General features: G+C 40.6%; 22 protein-coding genes and 1 tRNA gene. 12 read left to right on the forward strand and 11 right to left on the reverse strand.

Annotation, left to right across the window (positions count from 1 at the left end; genetic code table 11):
- The first annotated feature begins 68 nt into the window (after positions 1-68).
- Both H6G73_RS11620 and mltA read left to right on the forward strand, forming a co-directional pair.
- Positions 69-1,379 (forward strand): proton extrusion protein PcxA, encoded by a 1,311-nt coding sequence (locus H6G73_RS11620; protein WP_390839734.1) that lies wholly within the window; start codon positions 69-71, stop codon positions 1,377-1,379.
- Between the two features lie 164 nt (positions 1,380-1,543).
- Positions 1,544-2,803, forward strand: a complete 1,260-nt coding sequence (mltA, locus tag H6G73_RS11625) for a murein transglycosylase A (protein WP_190604514.1) — start codon at positions 1,544-1,546, stop codon at positions 2,801-2,803.
- On the opposite strand, the gene H6G73_RS11630 is transcribed toward mltA, so the two are convergent.
- Both H6G73_RS11630 and H6G73_RS11635 read right to left on the reverse strand, forming a co-directional pair.
- Complete coding sequence (locus H6G73_RS11630) at positions 2,804-3,292, reverse strand: YcxB family protein (protein ID WP_190604516.1); 489 nt, start codon at positions 3,290-3,292, stop codon at positions 2,804-2,806. It lies immediately after the preceding gene.
- A gap of 7 nt (positions 3,293-3,299) precedes the next feature.
- A complete protein-coding gene (locus tag H6G73_RS11635; RefSeq protein ID WP_190604518.1) occupies positions 3,300-3,833 on the reverse strand; it encodes a class I SAM-dependent methyltransferase in 534 nt (177 codons plus the stop codon).
- Positions 3,834-4,144: 311 nt separating this feature from the next.
- On the opposite strand from H6G73_RS11635, the gene H6G73_RS11640 reads away from it, so the two are divergent.
- The 7 genes from H6G73_RS11640 (at position 4,145) to H6G73_RS11670 (ending at position 14,876) form a co-directional block, all read left to right on the forward strand.
- A complete protein-coding gene (locus H6G73_RS11640; protein WP_190604520.1) occupies positions 4,145-4,570 on the forward strand; it encodes a hypothetical protein in 426 nt (141 codons plus the stop codon).
- Between the two features lie 142 nt (positions 4,571-4,712).
- Entirely contained in the window at positions 4,713-7,289 is a 2,577-nt protein-coding gene (locus H6G73_RS11645) for a CHAT domain-containing protein (RefSeq protein WP_190604523.1), read from the forward strand.
- 188 nt (positions 7,290-7,477) lie between these two features.
- Positions 7,478-8,461, forward strand: a complete 984-nt coding sequence (locus H6G73_RS11650) for a DUF928 domain-containing protein (protein WP_190604525.1) — start codon at positions 7,478-7,480, stop codon at positions 8,459-8,461.
- Positions 8,462-8,694: 233 nt separating this feature from the next.
- Positions 8,695-11,502: a CHASE2 domain-containing protein gene (locus tag H6G73_RS11655; protein ID WP_190604528.1), complete on the forward strand. Its 2,808-nt coding sequence runs from the start codon at positions 8,695-8,697 to the stop codon at positions 11,500-11,502.
- Positions 11,499-12,803, forward strand: coding sequence for a hybrid sensor histidine kinase/response regulator (locus H6G73_RS11660; RefSeq protein ID WP_190604530.1), 1,305 nt, complete (start codon positions 11,499-11,501; stop codon positions 12,801-12,803). The genes H6G73_RS11655 and H6G73_RS11660 overlap by 4 nt, the downstream gene beginning before the upstream one ends.
- 493 nt (positions 12,804-13,296) lie before the next feature.
- Positions 13,297-14,070 (forward strand): GTP-binding protein, encoded by a 774-nt coding sequence (locus tag H6G73_RS11665; RefSeq protein WP_190604610.1) that lies wholly within the window; start codon positions 13,297-13,299, stop codon positions 14,068-14,070.
- Entirely contained in the window at positions 14,067-14,876 is an 810-nt protein-coding gene (locus tag H6G73_RS11670) for a metallophosphoesterase family protein (protein ID WP_190604532.1), read from the forward strand. Before H6G73_RS11665 ends, H6G73_RS11670 begins: the two co-directional genes overlap by 4 nt.
- A gap of 382 nt (positions 14,877-15,258) precedes the next feature.
- On the opposite strand, the gene H6G73_RS11675 is transcribed toward H6G73_RS11670, so the two are convergent.
- Positions 15,259-16,257 carry a transposase gene (locus H6G73_RS11675; protein ID WP_190604611.1) on the reverse strand — a complete coding sequence of 333 codons (999 nt, stop codon included), beginning with the start codon at positions 16,255-16,257 and terminating at the stop codon, positions 15,259-15,261.
- 19 nt (positions 16,258-16,276) lie between these two features.
- Positions 16,277-17,131: a hypothetical protein gene (locus H6G73_RS11680; protein WP_190604534.1), complete on the reverse strand. Its 855-nt coding sequence runs from the start codon at positions 17,129-17,131 to the stop codon at positions 16,277-16,279.
- A 97-nt stretch (positions 17,132-17,228) separates the two neighbouring features.
- Here H6G73_RS11680 and H6G73_RS11685 point away from each other — a divergent pair, with 97 nt between their 5' ends.
- Positions 17,229-17,390: a hypothetical protein gene (locus tag H6G73_RS11685; protein WP_190604536.1), complete on the forward strand. Its 162-nt coding sequence runs from the start codon at positions 17,229-17,231 to the stop codon at positions 17,388-17,390.
- 38 nt (positions 17,391-17,428) lie between these two features.
- Here the strand turns inward: H6G73_RS11685 and H6G73_RS11690 are convergent, their stop codons facing one another.
- Entirely contained in the window at positions 17,429-18,088 is a 660-nt protein-coding gene (locus H6G73_RS11690; protein ID WP_190604538.1) for an Npun_F0813 family protein, read from the reverse strand.
- 350 nt (positions 18,089-18,438) lie between these two features.
- Here H6G73_RS11690 and H6G73_RS11695 point away from each other — a divergent pair.
- Positions 18,439-18,511, forward strand: a tRNA-Arg gene (locus H6G73_RS11695).
- A gap of 49 nt (positions 18,512-18,560) precedes the next feature.
- Here the strand turns inward: H6G73_RS11695 and H6G73_RS11700 are convergent.
- Together H6G73_RS11700 and tmk are read right to left on the reverse strand one after the other, a co-directional pair.
- Positions 18,561-19,523, reverse strand: coding sequence for a DNA polymerase III subunit delta' (locus tag H6G73_RS11700; protein WP_190604540.1), 963 nt, complete (start codon positions 19,521-19,523; stop codon positions 18,561-18,563).
- An 11-nt stretch (positions 19,524-19,534) separates the two neighbouring features.
- Positions 19,535-20,167 (reverse strand): dTMP kinase, encoded by a 633-nt coding sequence (gene tmk, locus H6G73_RS11705; protein WP_190604542.1) that lies wholly within the window; start codon positions 20,165-20,167, stop codon positions 19,535-19,537.
- 132 nt (positions 20,168-20,299) lie between these two features.
- Here tmk and pgsA point away from each other — a divergent pair, with 132 nt between their 5' ends.
- Positions 20,300-20,824, forward strand: coding sequence for a CDP-diacylglycerol--glycerol-3-phosphate 3-phosphatidyltransferase (pgsA, locus tag H6G73_RS11710; protein ID WP_190604544.1), 525 nt, complete (start codon positions 20,300-20,302; stop codon positions 20,822-20,824).
- 631 nt (positions 20,825-21,455) lie between these two features.
- Here the strand turns inward: pgsA and H6G73_RS11715 are convergent.
- The 4 genes from H6G73_RS11715 to H6G73_RS11730 form a co-directional block, all read right to left on the reverse strand.
- On the reverse strand, positions 21,456-22,397 hold the full coding sequence (locus H6G73_RS11715; RefSeq protein WP_190604546.1) for a 5'-nucleotidase, lipoprotein e(P4) family: 942 nt from the start codon (positions 22,395-22,397) through the stop codon (positions 21,456-21,458).
- Positions 22,398-22,710: 313 nt separating this feature from the next.
- Positions 22,711-22,848: a hypothetical protein gene (locus H6G73_RS24980; protein ID WP_313947784.1), complete on the reverse strand. Its 138-nt coding sequence runs from the start codon at positions 22,846-22,848 to the stop codon at positions 22,711-22,713.
- 218 nt (positions 22,849-23,066) lie between these two features.
- On the reverse strand, positions 23,067-23,423 hold the full coding sequence (locus H6G73_RS11725; RefSeq protein ID WP_190604548.1) for a hypothetical protein: 357 nt from the start codon (positions 23,421-23,423) through the stop codon (positions 23,067-23,069).
- Positions 23,424-23,438: 15 nt separating this feature from the next.
- Complete coding sequence (locus tag H6G73_RS11730; protein WP_190604550.1) at positions 23,439-23,831, reverse strand: hypothetical protein; 393 nt, start codon at positions 23,829-23,831, stop codon at positions 23,439-23,441.
- Positions 23,832-23,935: the final 104 nt, after the last annotated feature.

Genomic DNA, 23,935 nt, shown 5'->3' on the forward strand with positions numbered 1-23,935 from the left:
TTGTTAGTATACCTCTTGCGTTAACTTTAGTTTAAGAAATAACAAACAATCCTGGATGATTGTCTACAATGAACAATAACGTGGTTAGTGAAAAAATATACTCTTTTTTACTCTCTGCTTACAGATGGTATTTACTCACACCAGAACGGTCTTTAGAAGAAGCATATCAAGCAGCCTTAAAGATTAAAGAAATTGAAGATAAGCACTTCAATGGTAATAAAATAGACCACAATTCTACTTTATATAGTAGTAGCGTGATTGACTATTTTCTGGCAGATGTCAAAAATTTGTTAAAAACAGCAAGGATGCGATTAACAGAATTTAGAGCTAGTCGCTGGTTTTCTAATGAATCTCGACAAAAAGCTGCTCAGAAAACTGGGATTCAATATCCTGCACATACGGTAATTTTAGAAAAGCTGGAATTTATTGACCAAGTAATTTCTAAATACACCACAGAGATAGAAACAATTACAGATATAACAACTACTTCCTCTGTCACTATTTCCCATGAAAATAATATTGCTCAACCATTAAATTCACAAGCAATCGTGCAAACAAATGGTAATAAACCTAAACGTAAAGCCGATAGTACAGGGGTTTTACCACGTTCAATCTTAACAACAATTACGCGATTACAATCGGAATTAGATCCTAACTCAGAACAGGATGTAGTCCAAAGTTTTCGACAAAATCAGAAAAGAACTATAACATCAGTTAGATTTATTTTATTATTAATCATTATTCCTTTACTGACTCATCAAATCTCTAAAGCTCTATTGGTAGGGCCAATGGTAGATAAATGGAGAAGTTCAGAAACAGCGCAGCTTTTTCTCAATGCAGAAATGGAGGAAGAAGCATTATCAGAATTGGAAAGATTTGAAGAAAGAATTAAATTTGAAAATATGATTAGTAATGCACCTCCAATTTCATCCGCAGAGTTGGAATTGAAAATGCAAGAGAAAGCTCAAGAAGTTGCCCAAGAATTTCGCACTGTTAGTGCCAATGCTATTAAAAATGTATTTGCTGATATTTGTTCAGTCATAGCCTTTATTTGGTTTCTATTGGTTAGTAAACCTGCCATAGCTGTACTCAAAGATTTTTTCGATCATGTTGTTTATGGCTTGAGTGATAGTGCCAAAGCATTTATTATTATTTTATTTACTGACATCTTTGTTGGTTTTCACTCTCCCCATGGTTGGGAAGTTATTCTAGAAGGTATTTCCCGTCACTGGGGATTACCAGCAAACCGTGATTTTATCTTTGTCTTTATTGCCACATTTCCTGTAGTGTTAGATACTATTTTTAAATATTGGATTTTCCGATATTTAAATCGTATTTCTCCCTCTGCCGTGGCTACATATCACAATATGAATGAATAGCCTCAGTGTAGGGTAAGTGTACATTTAATGCACCAAGTAACAGATTGATTCAATAGCAATTTTAAATCTATCTAAACCCAAAATGTTTTATAGCATCAACAAAATCTCATTAATGTTGATTTGCTGATTTATCTGCCAAATTTATTTACAGTAAAAACTTAACAATGAAAAGGATTATCTCTAATTTAACACTCAGTTTGCCGATATTTACATCGGTTTTTCTGGTGTCCTTACAACCAATTAGAAATCAAGAAATAAGTAATCCTGAATGCCGAGTTACCAAATGGCAGTTACCCACATCTTTAACCGATAAAACTGTCAAAACATCATCTGTACTTTTAGCACGTACACCAATTACTTGTTGTGAAAAGGATAGTTCTTGTTTAGATGACATGATCTATGCAGATGAGGATGGAGATAAAAAAGCTTTATTACAGGCAATTGACCAGAGTTTAAAATATTTACAGACCCGTAATGCGGCGATCGCATATCAAAAATATCCCGTTCCCACCATCACCCGCGATCGCGTTTACAAAAGTTTGCAAAGATTCCGACAATTATTACTCACCACTACCTCCCCCCAAGCACTCCAAGCAGCGATAGAAAAAGAGTTTGTGCTCTACCAATCCGTAGGTAAAGATAATCAGGGTACAGTGTTATTTACAGCTTATTATGAACCACTATATTTAGCTAGCCGCACTCCCACCGAGGAATTCCGTTATCCTGTCTATCGTCTCCCCTCGAATTTAGGGTCTTGGTCACGACCCCATCCCCAACGCTTAGAATTAGAAGGAGCAGATGGTTTACAAGGCAGCAAAGGCAAATTAAAAGGGTTAGAATTGTTTTGGTTTCGCGATCGCCTCGAACCATATATTATCCAAATTCAAGGTTCTGCTAGACTGCAACTGACAGACGGAACCCAGACCACCATTGGTTATGCAGGGAATACTGCTCATAACTATAAAAGTTTAGGACGCTCTTTAGTCGATGCTGGTAAACTGCCTTTAGAAGGGCTAACCATGCCCATTATTCTCGACTATTTCCAAAAATATCCCCAAGATTTAAATATTTACATTCCCCGTGACCCTAGCTTTGTTTTCTTTCGGGAAACCCACGGCAAACCAGCACAAGGTTCTATTAGTGTACCATTAACACCAGAGCGTTCCATCGCCACAGATAAATCTCTCATGCCTCCTGGTGCATTGGCTTTAATTCGTGCCCCTTTTCCCTATGTGAATGCTAATAAACAACTAGAACATCGCATAGTTAGCCGTTATGTACTGGATCAAGATACAGGTGGTGCCATTAAAGGTGCAGGTAGAGTAGATTACTTTTTGGGAACTGGTAAAATAGCAGGCGATCGCGCGGGAGTAACAGTAAGTAATGGACAATTATTTTATCTACTATTGAAGCCCAAACAATAATCATTTCCACAGTTTGATTAATTGTTTGCCTTCTAAGAGCAATTCAAACCGATGAATATCCTTTTCTGATTCAAAAGCAGACACAGGTAAATAATTGAGTTGTCCAGCAGCAGTCAGGTACAAACAATAAAATTCCTGCTGTTTCACAACATTAATTAAATGCTCAAACCGGAATTTAGTAAGACTGCCATCTTCATAATAAATACAGATAAATTCCTCATCTATTTCCCAGTATCTGGCAATAAAATTGCACACTGGCATAGTCTTTTTAAAATTAATGAGAAACGGCACTATCATCATATATATAAAGGAAACTATTAAATATATTGATAAAAGTCTGCCAAATTCGTTATTTGCTGAGAGCAATATCAAAACAGTCGTAGCTGCATACAACAGTAGTATAATCCTTCTTTGTTGGAAATAAATACTAGTAATTAACCGACGTAGTTCTTGGGGTGTGATATTGAATTCTTTGGTTTTAATGAGCATAAAAATCTTAAATTGATTTTTGAGCAACTACATTTAAACTAATCAGCGTTTCTAGAATCCGCAGAGAACTACAATCGTTGAATAAATTAAATTCGCTGACTCGTTCGTAAATTTGAAATCCTGCTTCTTCTAAACAAACAGCTAAAATTTCAAAATCAAACCCTACTTTATGCACATCATAAATATTCGTCTGTCCTCCAAACATAATTTTCATAATTTTGACTCTATCAACCAAAGTCAAATCTGGATGAAGATACATCCAGCATAATTTTTGTAAATCGGGAACGCTAATTAATAAATCTCCTCCTGGCTTGAGAACCCGATGCCATTCTTTAAGAGTATTGATTAATTCATTATCAATACCATGATAAAAATGCTCTAAAACATGGCTAGCATAAATAGCTGCAATGGAATCATTGGCAAATTGACTTAAATCAGTAGCATTGCCAAGATAATCAACCTCTGGACGTGCTTCAATATCCAAAATTTTCCAATCTGGATGAGATTCTTTACCACCAATATGTAATTTTATTTCAGACATATACAACCAATGAAAAACTAAAAATTCAACTGCGTGGCTAAATCAGAGTATGCAATGCAGCAATTATCCTTATTTTTTCTTTATACCTTGGCATGAAACAAATTCATATTCTCAATCAGCAACGCTAATTAAATATGAATCAATGTGATTTGACAAGGGTTTCAAAGTGGGCATCTGTTGCTGAATTTGGGTGAGTTGGCAATATTGTGTTTATTGGGCAATGCAAGTATATTTAACCACAGAAGTGAAGAGAAAGACCTTCGCTTGGCATAGAGATTTGTTGAGTAATTTATACAAGGTGTGAAGAATTTATGTCTAAGTTAGCCTCTGCTACGTTCTTAGCGACAGCCTTGACAATATTGACTGTACCAGGCAATTCACAGATTTCCTTAGCGGGTACTTGTGCCTCACATTGTGGTCAGCGTCCCATCCAGTTTACACCTGGCCAATATCTTCGAGTCCAAGTAATTAATAGCACTGCCAAAGTAATCAAGTTAGAGAAACTACCGGAAATGCAACGTTTTTCTCTCCCATCTGGGCAAAAATTTCAATTAGATATTCCCGGTGGTGCAGAATCCAACCTATCTTTATTGTTTTGGGATGAAGCAGGAAAGTCTTTAAAAGCTGTAGTTTCTAAACCAAATTTCGGGACTTTGCGTGTAGAAATCAGACCTGGTGGTGCTAATAGCCATCGCTCTCTAGAACTGCTCAATGATGGTCGCATTCGTTTATTTTAGCCACTAAGCTTAGATTGTATACAGCGATCGCTCCTCCTCAAAACAAAATTTTTCGATCATGTTAGTCTTAGGTCAATTCTGGGAATACTCATACCATAGGGATGACTGTCATTGACATTGAACACTCACCAGCGGTAAATTTATGAATCTTTTTATTAAACAGCGCCATTGGCTGTATACCTGTTTGGGTATTCTCAGTCTTTGTATAGTAGTTACAATTAAACCAGCGCGAGGTGCTTCCCCTGTAACTAGCACTCCTAACTCAAATCCAGCCCCATCAGCTTCTCTGTTATCTACCAAAAGCAGCAACTTGTTAGAACAGGGAAGAAACCTTTATCAATTGGGTAACTTTACAGAAGCTGTGAAAGTTTGGCAGAGTGCAACCCAACATTACCGCAATTACCATGATCACCTCAATGAATCCCTGAGTTGGAGTTATCTATCATTAGCACAGCAAGAACTCAACCAGTGGGAAGCAGCCCAGGAATCTATTAACAATAGCTTAAAAATTTTACAAGCAGTCCAACCCGCTGGTGATGCCATGATCTGGGCCCAGGTACTCAATACCCAAGCTAGTTTACAACTCCAGACTGGTAAAGCAGAAACCGCTATTACAACTTGGCAACAAGCTCAAAAATATTACGAGCAAGCAGGAGATACCATAGGTAGTCTAGGTACTCAAATTAATCAAGCCCAAGCTTTACAAAATTTAGGATTTTACCGCCGTTCTAAACAACAATTAGAAAGTATTGCCCAGAAATTGGCACTGATGCCAGACTCAGAAATTAAATTGAGTGGGTTGAGATCCCTCGGTTTAACTTTACAGATTATTGGTGATATACCTAAAAGCCAAGAAGTTCTGACCCAAAGTTTAGCGATCGCTGAGAAAATAGGAGCAAAACCCCATTTAAGCTCGATTTTACTACATCTGGGTAAATCTGCCTCCGAATTACAAGACCCCCAAACCGCCTTAAACTACTTTGATGAAGTTGAACAAGTAGCCACCAATCCCAGTGAACAGTTACAAGGACGGTTAGCCCAATTAAAATTATTTTTGAATTACAATAAACCAGAATTAGCTGCTCCACTGGCACCACAAATCCTCAAACAATTAAAAGAATTACCCCCCAGTCATACTTCCCTCTACGCAGCCATTAATTTTGCCGCTACCCTCAATCGAGAAAATAATCCTGAAAAATTCTTGCCCCTCAAGGATTTAGGGGAGTTGATGGCCTCCACAGTCAAATCTGCACAACAGATTCAGTATGCCCCAGCCGAAGCCTATGCACTGCACCAATGGGGCAAACTTTACATTAGAACCAAACAATATGCACAGGCACAGAAACTAGCAGCAAAATCCTTAGCCATTGCCCGTCAAATCCATGCCGACGATATTATTGCTCAATCTGCATGGCAAGTAGGCAGACTATATAAACAACAAGGTAACATTCCTGCTGCTATTGATGCTTATACAGAAGCAGTCAAAGCCCTAAGCGCACTACGGGGAGATTTAGTTGCCATTAACGCCGATGTGCAATTTTCCTTTCGAGAAAGTGTTGAACCCGTCTATCGCGAATTAGTGGGTTTACTCCTCGAACAACAACCAACTCAAGATAAATTAGTCAAAGCCCGTGATTTAATTGAAGCATTACAAGTTGCGGAATTGGATAACTTTTTTCGTGAGGCTTGTTTAGATAAAGCTAAACAAATTGACCAAGTTGATCCCACCGCTACGGTTATTTATCCCATTATTTTACCTGACAGATTGGCCGTAATCATCTCACAAAGTGGTCAACCTCTGCACTATTATGTTACTTCTAAAACCCAAGGGGAAATCGAACAAGTTTTAGATAAGTTATTAGCCGGATTAAACCCAGTTTCTGACTCGAAAGAAAGAGATAGAATTTCCCAACAACTATATGATTGGTTGATTCGTCCAGCGGAAAAAGACCAAATCTTTAAAAATACTAAAACCTTAGTATTTGTCTTAGATGGTAAGCTGCGGAACATTCCCATGGGGGGATTATACGACGGTGAAAAATATTTAGTTGAAAAATATGCGATCGCCCTTTCCCCCGGTTTGCAATTGATGACTGCCCAGTCCATTTCCTCACACCGCATCAATGCAATTGTTGGTGGTATTAGCCAAGCTCGTTCCGGGTTCAGCGCCTTACCAGCCGTAGAAGCGGAAGTCAAGGAAATTGCCAAAGCTGTATCCTCAGACATGTTGCTCAATCAGGAATTTACCAGTCAAGCTTTAGCAGAAAACGTTAAATTCAGCAGTGCCAGTGTAGTGCATTTAGCCACCCATGGACAGTTCAGTTCCCGTCTAGAAGATACTTTTTTACTGACATGGGATGGAAAAGTTAATGTTAAAGAATTATCTGAACTATTACAAAATCGCGGTAGTGATCCCAGCAAAGCGATCGAATTATTAGTGCTGAGTGCTTGTGATACAGCCACTGGTGATGACCGGGCTGTTTTGGGATTAGCGGGATTGGCAGTTAAATCAGGTGCCCGTTCCACCATTGCTACCCTCTGGCCTGTCAAAGACAAGGCAGCCGCAACCCTGATGACTAATTTCTACGAACAATTAAGAAAACCCAATATTACCAAAGCTGAAGCACTGCGGCAGGCACAAATTAACCTGATTCGCCAAACAGATTTTCATGATCCTTTCTTTTGGTCTGGCTTTGTATTAGTTGGTAACTGGTTTTAAATCAATGTTATTACTTAGGAAATTGGAAATAATTTATGCAAGTCTTCACAAATTTACTACTTTATTTTCGTTTATATTAGAGTAAGTAATTCCCCAGTAGACTTGTAGCCAGACTTATTATAAAAGCCTCTTCCTACAGTCACAGTTGATTGTATTTCTGCTCAGGGTTAAAACATGAGGTACAAGTGATGAAACATCGATATTTAGCTAGTACATTGAGCATCATAGCTATGCTGGCTAGTGGTACATGGAATAGTGCCAGTGCGGTGACATTTAATCCACCCACAAAAAATCCAGCACCGAGCCAAGCCACAGGTGGTGCTTCCCGTGGCACACTTTTCACCCCTGCTGTGGGCAAAAATGCACCGAGCCAAGCCACAGGTGGTGCTTCCCGTGGTACCCTTTTCGCCCCTGTAGCTGGGAGACAAGCTCCTAATCAAGCCACAGGTGGTGCTTCTCGTGGTACCCTTTTCGCCCCTGTAGCTGGGAGACAAGCTCCTAATCAAGCAGCAGGTGGTGCTTCTCGTGGCAACATTTTCGCCCCTGTAGCTGGGAGACAAACTCCTAATCAAGCAGCAGGTGGTGCTTCCCGTGCTGGTATTTACTACTTAAATAATTCCACAGTATCAACAGGTCCAGCCGCGTTGATTGCCCTTCTGCCCCAAAACTTCTATGGGACAACAGTTGCTGAACGTCCCACCATCTTGGTCTATCTGCCTGATTCCAATGCCGAAGAAGCTGTTTTCAGCTTGAAGGATGAAGCTGGTAACATGCAGTACCAAATGACCATCCCTGTGGCAGAAAAATCAGGGGTAGTAGCCATTAAATTACCAGCTGATGCACCTGCATTGGCTGTTGGCAAAAACTACAATTGGTTTTTGGCCTTAAAAATCAACGGCACTCTCAGTCCTAGCACACCCTATGTGGATGGTTGGATTCAGCGTGTCGAACCCAATGCCGAATTAGCAGCAGCCATGAAGCAGCCAGATGGACTCAAACAAGCCGCTGCCTTTGGCAAAAATGGAGTTTGGTATGACTGTGTAGCCACACTGGCAGCCCTCAACACAGTGACATCCGACAATGACACAATCGCCAAGGAATGGGACGAACTGCTCTCTTCTGTAGGCTTAAAGGAAATTGTCAAAGCCCCAGTAGTAGCGTTTGCTAACTAAATACTTAACTCAATCCATACCCTCAGTGAGTGTTGGTGGCATTCATCCCCATCAACACTACAACTAGAGTCAACAGAGAAAAAAGAAATTATTGGGCATTGCTAAAGAGAAATATGAACCATGAATCCTTAGACCCCTAACATCAGGATGATTCATAGGACTTGATAGCGATCGCCCTTCCTACACCACATTTTGGTGCTTAAATATTAAACAATTAATTGCATAGCGCAAATATGTGGCGCAAAATCCAGGCTTTTATTCAACGTACTCGCAGCATTCTGATTATTACCCCTAGTGTTGCTATGACAGTGATTGTCGGGCAGTCCTTGGGGCTTTTAAATTTACCTGAATGGAAAATTCGTGACCAATGGTTTCATCAACGTGCTGCTGATGTCGTGGCTGATGAAATTGTGATTGTGAGTATCGATGAACAAGATATTCAATCGGTGCGTAAATGGCCAGTTCCAGATTGGGCCCTAGCCCAATTACTAGATAAAATTCGCCAACAAAAACCCCGTGCCATTGGTTTGGATCTCTATCGAGATTTACCGGAAGGTAAGGGACATGAAAAACTGGTAGAAATATTTCGTACAACCCCTAATTTGATTGGTGTGGAGAAAATCACTGGTGAGCGTGTGAAACCACCCCCAGAATTGAAAAAACTCAATCAAGTGGGTTTAGCAGATTTAGTCTTAGATGGCGATCGCTATGTACGTCGGGCCCTGCTGACTGCGGGGGATGAACAAGAAGAAGGTACCCTCAAAGCTGGACTAGCAACCTTAGTCGCCCTCAAATATTTAGAAGCAGATGGCATTACCTTAGAAAATATTGACCCTCAACAGCAAAAGTATCGATTGGGTAAACAAGTTTACTTACCTTTGCAAAGTCAAGAAGCTGGTTATAGTGATGCTGATGTAGGTGGTTATCAAATCCTGCTGAATTGGTATGGCCCAGAAACAGCTTTTCGCACCGTAGCCATGCGGGATGTTTTAGCTGGGAAAGTACCAACTAACTTAATGCGCGATCGCATGGTCTTTATTGGTTCCTTTGCCACTAGCACCAATGACTTCTTTAGTACCCCCTTCAGTTCTGCCTGGATGTCTGCCCAAAAACCTACGCCAGGGGTAGTTATTCACGCCAATATTGCCCATCAATTAGTGTCCGGGGCAAAAACAGGTCAAACATCCCTCCATGGTTTTTCCGGTCAAGCTTTGTATATATGGGTGTTCTTCTGGTCAGTCCTGGGTTCTACAGGTAGTTGGTGGTTATCTGGGGTGAATCTCAAATTCCGCATCCCTGGTGGTAAAGTTTTGTGGGCAACTGTAGGCATTGGTGGGGCTTGTTTATTAGTTGGTTATGGCCTGTTTTTACAAGGATTGTTAATTCCCATAGCACCCTCCTTAGCAGCATTCTTTGGCAGCGTCATTGCCACAACCAATGCCTATAAGCAGCAAAAGCTAGAAGAAACCAATCAACAATTAGAAGTAGCCAATGGTCAACTGTTGGATTATTCCAAAACCCTAGAACTAAAAGTGGAAGAACGCACCCATGAACTGCTAGAAGCCAAGCAAGCCGCTGATGCAGCCAACCAAGCCAAGAGCGAATTTCTCGCCAACATGAGCCATGAATTACGCACACCCCTCAATGGTATTCTTGGCTATGCCCAGGTGTTAGAGCGATCGCCCAACATGACCCCTAGTAATCTGGAAGGAGTCAGCATCATCCACCAGTGCGGCTCTCACCTGCTCATGCTGATCAACGATATCCTCGACCTCTCCAAAATCGAAGCACGCAAATTAGAATTGGTTGCCACCAGTGTACATTTACCGAGTTTTTTACATGGTGTCACCCAAATTTGTGCCATCCGCGCTGAACAAAAAGGTATCGACTTTAATTTTGCCATCAGCGATAAATTACCTGTCGCCATTGAAATCGATGAAAAACGTCTGCGTCAGGTGTTGATTAATTTGCTCGGCAATGCCATTAAATTTACTGACAACGGCAGTGTCACATTTACTGTAGAACCCATTGACACTGAATCTCAACCCAGCCAATCACCCAGCGCGGGGATTCGCTTCCAAATCAAAGATACAGGTATTGGCATGGCCCCTGAGCAGCTAGAAAAAATCTTTTTACCCTTTGAACAAGTAGGCAGCTTGGGACGACAATCAGAAGGCACCGGTCTAGGTTTAGCCATTAGTCAACGCATCGCTAAATTAATGGGTAGCCAAATCCAAGTTCAAAGTGCCCTCGGAGAAGGTAGTATATTTTGGCTAGACTTGGCAGTACAAGTACCAATAGTTACTGACTGGGACCTCCAGGCGATCGCTTGCCTACCCCAAACTATTGTCGGTATTCAGGGTGCAAGTCTGCACATGCTCATTGTTGATGATGATGAAAGTCATCGTTCCATCTTGAAAAATCTGCTCGAAAACATTAGTTGTCAAACCCTAGAAGCCGATGACGGTAAAACAGGCTTACAAATGGCCATTGAACATCAACCAGATGTGATATTGCTTGATTTGAATATGCCTAACATGGATGGCTTTGAACTCATGGTAGCTCTTCAAGCTCATGCAAAAACTGCCTCTATCCCCATTATTGTTTCCAGTGCCAACGTCTTTGATGAAAATCGGCAACGTAGTCTCAAAGCAGGGGCTAAAGCATTTGTCCCTAAACCATTAGACAGAAACGAACTCCTAGCGGCTTTACAATCTGCCTTTAGTACCAATACTAATGCCTCCTCACCAAACATTGAGTGGGTTTATGTCCCCTTAGTCACCGAAAAGCCCCCTTCCTCTCCTGTCTCCTCATCACAGAAGGAAATGCTCTTACCTGCCCAAGAAGTTTTACAAGAACTTTATCATCTAGCAATGATGGGAGATATTCCCGGTATTGAGGGCATGATAGAGAATATATCCCAAGAGAATACAGAATTAGTTGCTTTTGTATCTGAATTACGTAAATTGACCACCAATTTTCAAACTGGAAAAATTCGTAAATTTATTAAATCTTTGATAAAAACGGAGTCAGATCAATGACCACTGATAATATTTCTCCATCAATACGCATCTTGTTGGTAGATGACAATCCCAATAATCTCAAAGTCCTATCCGAAGCTATTCAGGGACATGGTTGGAAAGCCCTCATGGCCACCGATGGGGAATCAGCCCTAGAACAAACCGAATATGCCCATCCTGACCTCATTCTCCTCGATGTCATGATGCCTGGTATGGATGGCTTTGAAACTTGTCGCCGCCTCAAAGATAATCCCATCACCCAGAAAATACCCGTTATTTTTATGACTGCCCTAGCAGATGCTAAAGATAAAGTCCAGGGATTAGAAATAGGAGCCGTTGACTATATCACTAAACCATTCCAACAAGAAGAAGTTATTGCTCGATTAAAGTTACATCTGAAAATTGCTCATCTGACAATGACTTTGGAAGAAAAAGTCAAAGAACGTACCGCAGAATTAAGTAATTCTCTCGAACAATTACAACAAACTCAACTTCAGTTAATTCAAAGTGAAAAAATGTCTACTTTGGGTCAATTAGTTGCGGGCATTGGACATGAAATCAATAACCCTGTGGGTTTTTTAGGTGGCAACTTTTCCCATATTGAAGGATATGTACAAGACTTGGTTAGGTTAGTCAATCTTCAACAACAGAAATTACCTACTGTAGATCCAGAAATTCAAGAATTAGTTGAAGAAATAGATTTAGAATATCTGATTGAGGACATACCACAATTACTGGCATCAATGCATCAAGGAATCAGTCGGTTAAAGGAAATCAGTCTTTCTTTAAGAACTTTTGCCCGCTCAGATATTTCCTCGAAAGTAGAGTTCCAAGTTCATGAAGGTATTAATAGTACGATTATGCTCTTGAAACATCGACTCAAGGGTATGGGTAATCGTCCAAAAATCCATGTAATTACAGAATACGAAGATTTACCACCTATCTATTGTTATCCTGGGCAATTAAACCAGGTTTTTATGAATATTGTGGCCAATGCCATTGATGTATTCGATGAAATAGACACGAAAAATTATTATAGTCAAAATGGCGATTTAAACCCAACAATTACAATTACGACATCCTCAAGTCCACAGCTAAATCAGATTCATATCTGTTTCGCTGATAATGGTTATGGAATGACTGAGGATGTCCTAAAGCGGATCTTTGAACCATCTTTTACAACCAAACCAGTAGGTAAAGGAACCGGTTTAGGTTTAGCAATTAGCCGTCAAATTATTGTCAATAAACATGATGGAGATATTCAATGTCTATCTAGTCCTGGTGCCGGGACAAAGTTTATAATTACCTTACCAGTTGAGTAATTTCTGAAGGGGCATTTTGCAGTATATCAATTTGATTTGGTGATGAGGGTTTATCCCGACGGGACATAAAAAATTAAACATATAAAATTAAGATTCACAATTTATAATTCCAGAAATTAAGAATACAAATTACCATCTTTACAGTAAAAGGCGGGAGGCATAGATAATAATTACCACTGGTGTAGAAAAATTGGTACAATCTTTCTCTCCCCATCCTGCTCAAGCAAAGCCAACTGTGGCATCACTAGACACATAATTATATCCACATGCAATAATGATAATAATTATCATTGATGTTTTTGCAGAAAAGGAAAATCAAACACCCTACTAATACCAAATCTAAAAGTGTTGGCAACAGATGATTACCCCACCCGCGCTGCCGCGCACCCTCCCCGCTTGCTCTGAGGGTTGGGGAGGGGTTTTCTCAATGTGTTGGTTGCTTTTGGCGAATTGGTATAACACCTAATCTTAAACAAATAATGTTGAATTTATGATGTCTAAGCCAAAAATTACAGTCATTGCTGGTGTATCTGGTACTGGAAAAACTACTTGGATTTGCCAACAAATACAAAACCAACCCGATGTTAATAACATCATTTACTTTAGCCCAGGAACTGGTAATGTTCCCATTGACCAAAACCGCATAGCAAGCGAATATCCAGGGTTGAAAGTTTTTGGTGATGGTCAAGAAATTGAATTTATCAACCAAATACCCAAATCCAGGGTAGTTTACATTGAATTGGGGTTTTATTTAGAGTTAAATGCCATCACACCCATCTTAGAAAATTTCACGTACCATACCGTAGCAGTTATACCCAAGCATCTCCAAAATTCTGAGTACCATACTTGGGGAAAGCAAATTGTTCATGGTGCACCAATCCCAAGTGATAATGTTGATGCTTTATGGCGGGTTAGCACCCAAGGAGAGGTGATAGACGAAAATAGTTTAGAGGAATTGTGGTACGAAATTACCCATGGTGCTTATGGGCAAGTGGCTCGTGCTAAAGGTATCTTTGACGTGAATGATGGGCGATCGCTTTATTGTGATTTTGTAGCTGGGATTCCGCAAACAGATTTCCTGGAATTAGACTTACCACGTCATTTGCAAGGTAGGCCCCAAAGATTTAGTGGTTTAGAGGTAGTAGGACATAAATTAGATCAAGTAGGTTTAAAACAAACTTTATCGGATTGCTGTTTACCAGAAACGGCAATTTTACAGTACCAAGAACAGGTGAGACAGGTGTTATTGACGGGACAAGAACTATGAAAATAGCTGTTATGTCATGTATTCATGGCAATTATGAAGCATTAGATGCGGTACTCTTAGACATCGACCGACAAAAAGCTGAAAAAATCTTTTGCTTAGGTGATTTGGTCGGTTATGGCCCTTATCCCAATGCGGTTGTTACGCAAATTCGTTCTTTAGATATTCCCACCTGTGCTGGTTGTTGGGACGAAGATATTGTGGAAGGCTTGAATGCTTGTGAGTGCAGTTATCCCTCATTATTGGCAGAAAAGAGAGGCATCCAGGCTCATGAATGGACTAACAAAGAAATTCATCCTGAGAATCGTGAATTTCTAGCTAATTTACCCTACAGTCTGCAAGCAGATAATTTAGCTTTTGTTCACGGTAGCCCCTATAGTAACCATGAATATCTATTGCCGGAATTGGATGCTTTTGTCGCCCTAGAACGGGTACTAGCTACAGGAGCAGATGTATTATTTTGTGGGCATACCCACATTCCCTATGTCCGTACTCTCGATGGGGGACAGTTACAGGTGCGAGTGGATACTCAAGGGGAATCGCAAAATCTCAGCTTTACCACTCCCGTCAAACAAATTGTCAATGTGGGTTCGGTAGGAGAACCCAGACATGGACGACCCAATGCCACCTATGCCATCTACGACACAGACACACAAGAAGTGACATTGCGAGAAGTACCCTATGATTATCAGCAGACCTGTGCAGCTATCATCGAGAAAGGATTACCAAAAATTTTTGCTTGGCGGCTAGCTCATGGTTTGGAGTTTGCAGAAAGGGCAGACGATCCCACACATGTTTGTACAAGATGAGGAGTATGCCTACGGCACGCTGCGCGAACAGAAGTTCAGGAGTTCAGGAGTTCAGGAGTTCAGGAGTTCAGGAGTTCAGGAGTTCAGAAGTTCAGGAGTTCAGAAGTTCAGGAGTTCAGAAGTTCAGGAGTTCAGGAGTCAGTAGGGGCGGGTTTACAGATATCATCAACTATGAACGAGAATTTTGGTAAACCCGCCCGTACAGAAGTATGCCTACGGCGGCACACTACGTGAACGCGAACAGGAGTTTAAAAATTCAAGAATTAAACAGTAATGGTATGAATTATTCTGTAACTCCTGCAACTTCTGTAACTTCTGTAACTCCTGAATTCCTGCAACTCCTGCAACTTCTGTAACTCCTGTAACTTCTGCCCCCTGCCTCCTATACCATAGACAGAGAATATACCTGGCCATCAATCAATAGCCGGGTAATACCTTTGGCTTGGAGATGGGTACGGGCTTTATGGAGCATTCTGCTGTCAGGCACTTTAATCACGCGATCGCGTTTGGTGGAGAAACGTTTTGCCACTCGGTGGTTATCAAAAACTGGCAGGGTTCTCTGCTGGGTTTCGATGATGGGAATGGTGCCTAAATCACCAAAATCCTTGAGTGGTCTAGTAATTAACTCCGCCGACCGGTCAATGACCAAGTAGCAAGTTTTAGGTAGATGGGCGACTGACAATGGTAAGACTTGAACAGGGGCTTCCCCTGGTCTGCGTCTCGAAACTAAGGGTGTTGGCTCCCCATAGTCTTCATCGTCAAAGTCTTCATCATCTTCATAAAAATCGTCGTCTAAATCATCTAGATCATCACTATCATCTAATTCCTCTCCTAACATCTCCGCTAAAGCCGTGACTTCTGGACGGTCATCATCCAGTAGGGGGCGGCTGATGGGAGGGCTAATGGGAGAAATTTGGGGTGGTTTGTGTCTGATGATTTCTAATTCTTCATTGACCTCTGGTGCTGATGCTGGCGCTGGTGGTTGTTCGTTGGCAGAAGAGCGTGTTTTCACCCTTCTAATGACTGGCACAGGACGGGGCACCGTTGGGGCTTCAGCGACTGCTTCTAATTTTAGTTTGGCCGGCTGTACCTCCGGTAGTTTTACTTCTACACTGGGGCTAAATTGCTCTGTTTCTGGCTCTGGTTGAGTCAATAGAGGTATTTGCTCATAACTCACCTGCGCTCTGCCTTCAGGGGTTCTAGCGGCGCGTTTGAGAGAAACCAGATATTCGTACTCTTCTTCTGCTAAAGTGCTCTTGAGCAGACGGCTAATGGTGGAATTGCTCACGTCATATCTTTCTGCCAATGTTGAAGTTGTTTCGGCAGTCTCTCGATATAACTTGAGAATTTCTTTTTTGTCGGAATCGGTTAATTTTCTCACGGTAGATACCAAATTTTTGCTAAGTTCGTTTGCGTCCACTGGCACGCCGCTTGAGGCTTAAGGATGCGTCGTATTCTAGGACAGCGCCCATACCAAATAACACTCCACTAAACACCCAAAATACTTCTAGTATGTCTCCACTTTGATAATTGGGAAGATCCTTGGCATACCCAAACCACATATCTGCAATGTAAAGGGAAAATGCGGCGGCGGCAATCATCCGCCAGGATAGAGAAACTTTTCCTCCCCAAAAAGCTAGGAGCATGATGGTGGCGATAATTAATAGCACCACATCACTAACTATGTAAAACCAGTTGAGGAGCAAGGCCAGTTGATTTGAGGAGGGTTGCTGTTGTTGAGAAATCCACCAAGCTAGAAAGCTTCCCAATCCTCCTACCAAAACCACAGTTAACCATTGCCATGCTTCTAAATTGATTCGTCGGGAGAATAAGGCTAAAACCATTCCTGTTCCCAAGCACAAATAAGTCAAAACAAAAAATATATCACCTATAGATACATCCGGCTCCTCTTTTAACACTAGCTCTGTATAGCCAAAAAAGATGCCACCGACAAAATAGGCCAGCATACCTATACCAATCAGCATCCATACTTTACGGCTACTAATGATTTGGTTACTACGCCAATTCCTCAAGCATAGAAGACTAGCACCTAAATATGCCACAGCTTCAAAAATATTTGTGCCAATTACATACCATTCGGCGCGGGTTTCTATGCCTGTTGGTCCAGGAATTTTGGCACTAAATAGCAAAAAGTACAGCAGGGCTAGGACTCCCCAACTCAAACTTGCCAAGATGAGGTTTTGAGTGGTTAAAATCGATTTAGAGCGATATGAATTTTCGTAGGATTTACTCATAGGATTCAACTAGGTAAATGCTAGTAGTATTTTTGGCATAATTGTTGCTTTATTTCTGGGAGAAGGAACGGGGGTCAAGGATAAAGGCAATGGGTGAATGGAAAGGGATAAAAAACAACAGCTATATCTGAGTTGGAGTCAACTGGTGGTTAAATTCTTGTTGTCTGCATGGGATTTAACTTTTGATTTGCCTTTGGTGGGGCGGTCTGAAGTTAAAAGTTTCGCAGACTATACATATTTTGGCGTAAAAAGCAAGTAGTTAAAGGCGGTGCCTTCAATCATGAATTAAGATCCATGCTACTGCCAAACCTTGCGGAGTGGGGATTGATTTAACCAATTGAGAAACAGCGATCGCTCGTCATCTTCCATGTCTTGTAACCGTTCATCTAGTTGATGAGCAAAGTTAGTATCACCAAAATAAGTTTTTCCTAACCTGTACAGTTCTTCCAGGAGAATAATCACATGTGTTTCTTGCCAAGGTGGCAATTGGGGCATCTGGGTTATGTCTGAGGTTAATAAGGCTTTCACTGAGTCAATGGAGGATATGGCAGGAAATTGCTTTTGCACTAGGACTGTGGCCATATCTTTTTCAAATAACCCAGCTTGGCGATTACCTAATAACTCTTCAATGTCTAAATACACAGCTTGCAGCAGTGTCAGTGTACCTACAGTTAACGCTTCTGTTTTACTGTGGTTACCTGTGTCATTAGATAGCTGCTCTAGGCGGATTTTACCCCAAACGCTGTAACGTTCTGGTTCCTCTAGCAACACACAAGCTTTGCGTCGATTGTCAGTAAGCGATCGCCAAAAGGCTTTAGCTTCTACTTCTTCACTAGCTTTGAAAACGCTGATTAGGCGAAAGGTCTGCCCCTGATAATAGAGGACCGGCACCTGCTGATCTTTTGATGGGTGCTGAATAGTCGAAATTTCAACATCCTGCCGCTTAAGAATAAACATGGCACTAGCAAATAACTCCTCTCAGGGGCATTGGTAGGATAAAGTATATAGTCAGAGGTGAAAACATTACCCTGAGTATAATTTATTATTAAACATCAAGGATTTTTCTGGAGCAAAATACATCAATTTAGTATGAAAACTAACGAGCATTTGTACTAGTCAGAAATTTGCCCTTGACACCACAATATATCTAAATATTCGATTTATTTCGTTTTTAGTGTACATCAGCTAACCAAAGTCGGAAATCACAACTGGGAAATATAAATTTTTCTATTGACTATTGCCAATAAATAGAAATTATGAATATAATCACATAGGTGCTTTGTTGGAAGTACCAAACATCGAGGAAAGGGCGCGTAGCTCAGTGGATAGAGCAATTGCCTTCTAAGCAATCGGCCGCAGGTTCGAACCCTGCCGCGCTCGTAATTACCCAGATTTGATAGTGAATTTTATCACCCCCAAGCATCTGGGATCATCTGATGGTATTGGCTTTGGATATTTGCCACAAGGCAAGAAATGTACATTCCCACACTAAGCGAGGCTGGGCGTAACAAAGCAAATTTTTGCGAGTTTTTTCTAATTGTGCAATCATTTCCGGCTGGTGTTGTAGCTGCCAATAGGATTGTTGCAGATAATCAATTAACCATAACTGAGTTTCTGTATCTAGTTCTTTGTCGATTTTTTTGGCTACTTCCAAAGCTTGACGCTGGGATGAGGGAATTTTGGCAACTTGTTCTAGTAGTTCCTGGGGGATATTTTGCAGTTGTTGGTAGGAAGCGATCGCACTACCTGGGCTACCAGATGCTATGTTGAGAATGGCGGGATACTGTAAAATTTCACTGTGACCTGTTTGGGTCAACACCTGTGCCACACCAGCATTATCTAACCGATAAAAGGGAATGCGTTGACAGCGTGACACCAAGGTAGACAAAATTGACTCTGGAGAAGGGGCAATTAAAATTAAAGTTGCCTGTCCTGGTTCTTCCAAAGTTTTCAGTAAGGCATTGGCCGCAGCTTCCGCCATAGTTTCCACCTGTTCCAGTACAACTATATTTCTTGGTGCTGACAATGGTGGACGGGATAAAAACTCTGTGATTTGGCGAATTTGTTCAAGACGTATCACCGGCGGTGCTTTACGTTTTACCCCCTTTTCTGCGGCTTCCGCTGCGGTCAAACGTTGTCCTTGGTATTGGTAGGTGGGTTCCACCCATAACAAAGCTGGGTGGTTTCGCTGACGAATTTGATTTTGTAAAATGGGAATTTGCTCAGGTGCCAGTTTGGTAGAGAAAATGAGTTCAATCCAACATTGTGCCGCTAAACTTCTGCCCACACCATCAGGGCCAACAAATAGATAAGCTGGTGCTACTCGGTTGTGCTTGACAGCTTGGGTGAGTAATTCCACAGCTTGTTGTTGTCCGACTAATGGTGCAAACATAAATTCTCAAATTAGCAATTTAACAAGCGATCGCCTAAAATTTTCTTAATTAGTTGATGTACAGCATCTGGCTGTAAGTTGCCATCTATAGCCACAATACGAGATGGGTTTTGGCTAGATAACTCAGAATAGCCTTGTTGAACACGACGATGGAAAGAAATATTTTCCTGTTCAATGCGGTCTAAAACCTCTTCACTACCACGTTTTCTGGCTAGTCCTACTTCTACATTTACATCTAACCAAATTGTTAAGTCACTTTCTAGCCCACCAGTGGCAATATGATTGAGTTGATTGATTAAACTCATACTTAAACCACGGCCATAACCTTGATAGGCAATGGTAGAGTCAATATAGCGATCGCACAAAACATACTTACCTGCCGCTAGGTGCGGTTTAATTTCCTGTTGTACATGCTGGGCCCTATCTGCTGCATACAATAATAATTCTGTCACTTCACCAACAGGCTTATCCTCTGACTTTTCTAATAATAACCGCCGTAACTCCCTTCCTAACTCCGTTCCCCCCGGTTCGCGAGTTAAAATTACAGGCACTCCTAAATCTTCTAACCACTTCGCACATAGGTGCATTTGTGTTGTCTTGCCGCAGCCTTCCACACCTTCAAAGACAATAAATTTGCCAGCCATTTCTAGGTATTTATGTAAATTTTTAATCTATAGCAATCCTAAAATGATAGATGAAAATACCTCTAACTATCTGTCCCCTGTAACCTGTAACCTGTAACCTGTCCCCTGTCCCCCGCTATCCGCATATTTCTTATGACCATACCCAACTGGATTACTTTTTCGCGACTGCTGGGAATACCGTTTTTGCTGTATGGATTATACAATCCTAGTATTGAAGCACAATGGATATGTTTGACAATATTTTTAATTGCTGCTTTAACTGATTGGTTAGATGGCTATTTAGCGCGGAAGCTAAACCAGATTAGCGATTTAGGCAAATTTCTCGACCCACTGGTAGATAAATTCCTGATTCTTGCACCTTTATTGGTGCTGGTGGAGTTAGGAAAAGTCCCAGCTTGGGGAGTATTTGTAATTTTAGCGCGAGAACTAGCGATCGCTGGTTGGCGAGTCAACCAAACCAAAATTTCCGGTGCAAACATTTGGGGTAAGCTGAAAACCGTCAGTCAAATTATCGCTGTCTCTCTCCTCATCGCACCTTTATCACCCCAGTCAGACATTCCTGCTATTATTGCCTTTTGGGTTTCTGTCGCTTTAACGGTAATTTCGGGAATTATTTATTTAATACCAACCCAGCATCAACAAACAAGCACCATGTGATACCAATTTAAAAAATGATTGTTACAGATGTAGGTTGGGTTTCACTTTGTTCAACCCAACCTACGCATCTGTCGCATTCTTTTATGGAATTGGTATGAGAAGGGAAAGACTTGTTTAGATATAAGACTTACGCAAGATTAATACCAATTCGCCAAAAGCAACCAACACATTGAGAAAACCCCTTCCCAACCCTCCCCGCTTGCGGGGAGGGTGCGCGGCAGCGCGGGTGGGTTAATCATCTGTTGCCAACATTTTTAGATTTGGTATAGCGTATTTTCATCATTGCGAACCCAGTAGGGGTTTAGCATTGCTAAACCCTGTAAATAAGTCGGTGGAAACAATCTAATGTATATGAAGAAATATAAATTGCACGTAGGGTGTGTTATGCCGTAGGCTAACGCACCTTATAGAACTGAGAGGGACATTCTCATCTGTCATTAGCATCATAAAATCTAGCTTTTAAGCCTCTCCCCGTTGCGGGGAGAGGTTTGGAGAGGGGTCATACTATTTTCGTCAAATTCACATTGATAAAACATCATTACATTAGCGAAGCTTGGCATTACCCATCTGCAACAAAGTGGAATGAAACAATCCCAATATTTCCATTTTAAGTTGTTTCATGTTGACCTATTTAGTCAGCTAACCAACGATTTAAAGACTCCTTCCGTTGTTGACTTCTTTCTCCAGGAGTCATTTCCAACGTAGTTTGTTTATTAAATGGTTTTGGGTCATACATTCCTATTTCCCAATTACCATACATAGGATTGGGTATAGCAATATAAGCTGGTTGTATCATACCTGCATTTGTGATATCAAAAACCCCATAAGAATTACGGTTTTTATCTACATAATCACGACGTTGCTGGTTATTTCTCCCTGCTGCCTCATCAAAGTCATTCAAACTATCACCAACAAAAGCAACAATTGTATGTTTATTTCCATCAGCGATACCATTGTTGATAGCATCTAATCGCCATTGTTTAGAGTTATTTTCCTTTCCATTAATAACTTTACTAAACTCACCTCTGAGCAATACAGTTTGTTCATTTACACCTGTAAAGCCAACAGATTTTAAATTATTAATAGTCGCTGCTTCCAAATCGTTAATTTTCCCATCCTTTGTACTTTTGGCATCTCGATTAGAGATGAAAAATACCTTGCCACCATTGCTATTTACATAATTAACAAATTCAACAGACCCTGGCACAGCTTTCGCCTTTGCAGCTTTTAGCCATTTATTCCAACTCTGCAATTCAAAGCCATTATTTGTATCGAATAGCCCTGCTTGATAAGGGCTATTATCCAGCACTGTTTCATCAATATCAACAATTACTGCTGGACGACTAATATTTTTGGTTTTAGCCGTGTCAAAAATAATTTTTCCTATATTAAATGCTTGATAAACTAAAGCTCTATATTCTCCCGATTGTTGCACCCAATTCACTGCCATCAGTGATTGTTCATTTAATTGTTTGTTGGTAAATGCTTCTGGTGTTTCAGCTTGTGTACCTGAGACTATTAATGTAGGAATTAAGGCAGTAATCGCCACAAATTGATATGGTAATTTAGGCATTTTGTTTAGCAGAATATACAAGAAATTGAGATAAAAATTTTTATCTACACAAATTAAAGTAGGTCTTTCTATTAATAAGACTTCCGCCAGATTAACATATTTTCGTCACTGCGACCGAAGGGAAGGAATCTCAAACTTTAATTTCTTGGTGTTTGGGTTCATCCTTCTTCTTCGTTATCAATTCCCAACTCCTGACGTAGTTCATTGATACTTTGCGGTTTTAAAGTTCTGGCTTTTGCTCTTTCTAAAGCAGTTATTAGACGCGCTGCATTGTTCGGAGAGCGCAGTAAATGAGTTGTTTCTAATAAACTTTCTAATTCGTCAGCAGCAATGAGGGCAAGTTTTCACCGTCAGGTCGGGTAATAATCATGACTTCTCTATCTGCTACTACTTCAGCGCAGATGTTATCTAGGTTATTACGCGCATCAGTTAAGCTTGTTTGTTTGGACATGGTGGAATTTTCCTCATACAGAAATTACATCTAGATTTTCACCATCTGCAAATACTTCTAAAATATATCCTGGTTATGGCTGCGTCTTTTTAGGGTTGAGATGATCAAAAAAACCCCCCTATTACCAGCTTTTACATGACTGTTGGGAACATCTTTTTTTTAGTTCTACCCACTGAAATAGGGTGGCTGTTTTCATGGTTTAATTTTCTGACTATCTCTTAAACATAAGCAGGAAGAGAAGATTCTAATTCATTCATATCAGTGACAACTTTACGCAAAGTTTCACTGAAATAAACAACTTCATAATTAGGTGTCAGTTCTTTTTGCAGTTGTTTCCACAAACTAATGCCTTCTGCTTCAAAAGCTGCTTTAGCCTCTAAACTGGGAAAACCTGATAAATTAGGGTTTTCCCAGTTCAATTTGGCATCATAACTATCTGCCCATTTTTCTAATCGGTTAATAGTTTCTTTGCTGAGTGGCAGTGTCTCAGGCTCAATATCTCCAGCTTTATCGGAACTAGCCCACCAGAGAGGGTAGCATCCATAATCAGCCATGAGTTTGATTGGTTCTGCCATAGTTACTTTACCGAATTATAGGGAAGTTCTGGGATTAGCTCCTACTATATATCCATTATCGCTTACAGTTACAGAGATATAGTGAGTTTTGCCATTAAAGTTAAATTCATAAATAGTGCGAGTTTTTTTTCTTCCCTGATAACCAACCATTTTACCTTCGGTTAAAGCTGTAATAATTGCATCTGGTATTTGGTCTGCTCCTATTCCCTGATCAGCAAATTGTGAAGAATGTTCTTCTAATATGTGCTGAAGTCCTGCGTCTGCGCTTCCCTCTTCTAAAAACACAATTTTGCCATTTACTTGCTTGGCAATTCGCACTATTTTTTCAGGAGTATGCTTAATGCCAGCCTCAGCTAGTTCTGCTAACAATGCTAGTCTGGCTTGGAATATATTCAGTTGTTTTTTCATTTATAGTTAATCTTAATATTTTTTATAATAATCTTAATATACTTTTAACTACAGGTATTTGTCAATCCTTAGAAGCAAAAAAATTAAGAGGTAAAGATGATAAA

Origin of the sequence: Richelia sinica FACHB-800, from assembly GCF_014698825.1 — a bacterium.
Taxonomy (GTDB): Bacteria; Cyanobacteriota; Cyanobacteriia; order Cyanobacteriales; family Nostocaceae; genus FACHB-800.

Bases quoted from the DNA above. Each gene is read 5' to 3' on its own strand.
- H6G73_RS11620 (WP_390839734.1), top strand. From the start codon at position 69: ATGAACAATAACGTGGTTAGTGAAAAAATATACTCTTTTTTACTCTCT.
- mltA (WP_190604514.1), top strand. From the start codon at position 1,544: ATGAAAAGGATTATCTCTAATTTAACACTCAGTTTGCCGATATTTACA.
- H6G73_RS11630 (WP_190604516.1), bottom strand. From the start codon at position 3,292: ATGCTCATTAAAACCAAAGAATTCAATATCACACCCCAAGAACTACGT.
- H6G73_RS11635 (WP_190604518.1), bottom strand. From the start codon at position 3,833: ATGTCTGAAATAAAATTACATATTGGTGGTAAAGAATCTCATCCAGAT.
- H6G73_RS11640 (WP_190604520.1), top strand. From the start codon at position 4,145: ATGTCTAAGTTAGCCTCTGCTACGTTCTTAGCGACAGCCTTGACAATA.
- H6G73_RS11645 (WP_190604523.1), top strand. From the start codon at position 4,713: ATGAATCTTTTTATTAAACAGCGCCATTGGCTGTATACCTGTTTGGGT.
- H6G73_RS11650 (WP_190604525.1), top strand. From the start codon at position 7,478: ATGAAACATCGATATTTAGCTAGTACATTGAGCATCATAGCTATGCTG.
- H6G73_RS11655 (WP_190604528.1), top strand. From the start codon at position 8,695: ATGTGGCGCAAAATCCAGGCTTTTATTCAACGTACTCGCAGCATTCTG.
- H6G73_RS11660 (WP_190604530.1), top strand. From the start codon at position 11,499: ATGACCACTGATAATATTTCTCCATCAATACGCATCTTGTTGGTAGAT.
- H6G73_RS11665 (WP_190604610.1), top strand. From the start codon at position 13,297: ATGTCTAAGCCAAAAATTACAGTCATTGCTGGTGTATCTGGTACTGGA.
- H6G73_RS11670 (WP_190604532.1), top strand. From the start codon at position 14,067: ATGAAAATAGCTGTTATGTCATGTATTCATGGCAATTATGAAGCATTA.
- H6G73_RS11680 (WP_190604534.1), bottom strand. From the start codon at position 17,131: ATGAGTAAATCCTACGAAAATTCATATCGCTCTAAATCGATTTTAACC.
- H6G73_RS11685 (WP_190604536.1), top strand. From the start codon at position 17,229: ATGGAAAGGGATAAAAAACAACAGCTATATCTGAGTTGGAGTCAACTG.
- H6G73_RS11690 (WP_190604538.1), bottom strand. From the start codon at position 18,088: ATGTTTATTCTTAAGCGGCAGGATGTTGAAATTTCGACTATTCAGCAC.
- H6G73_RS11700 (WP_190604540.1), bottom strand. From the start codon at position 19,523: ATGTTTGCACCATTAGTCGGACAACAACAAGCTGTGGAATTACTCACC.
- tmk (WP_190604542.1), bottom strand. From the start codon at position 20,167: ATGGCTGGCAAATTTATTGTCTTTGAAGGTGTGGAAGGCTGCGGCAAG.
- pgsA (WP_190604544.1), top strand. From the start codon at position 20,300: ATGACCATACCCAACTGGATTACTTTTTCGCGACTGCTGGGAATACCG.
- H6G73_RS11715 (WP_190604546.1), bottom strand. From the start codon at position 22,397: ATGCCTAAATTACCATATCAATTTGTGGCGATTACTGCCTTAATTCCT.
- H6G73_RS24980 (WP_313947784.1), bottom strand. From the start codon at position 22,848: ATGTCCAAACAAACAAGCTTAACTGATGCGCGTAATAACCTAGATAAC.
- H6G73_RS11725 (WP_190604548.1), bottom strand. From the start codon at position 23,423: ATGGCAGAACCAATCAAACTCATGGCTGATTATGGATGCTACCCTCTC.
- H6G73_RS11730 (WP_190604550.1), bottom strand. From the start codon at position 23,831: ATGAAAAAACAACTGAATATATTCCAAGCCAGACTAGCATTGTTAGCA.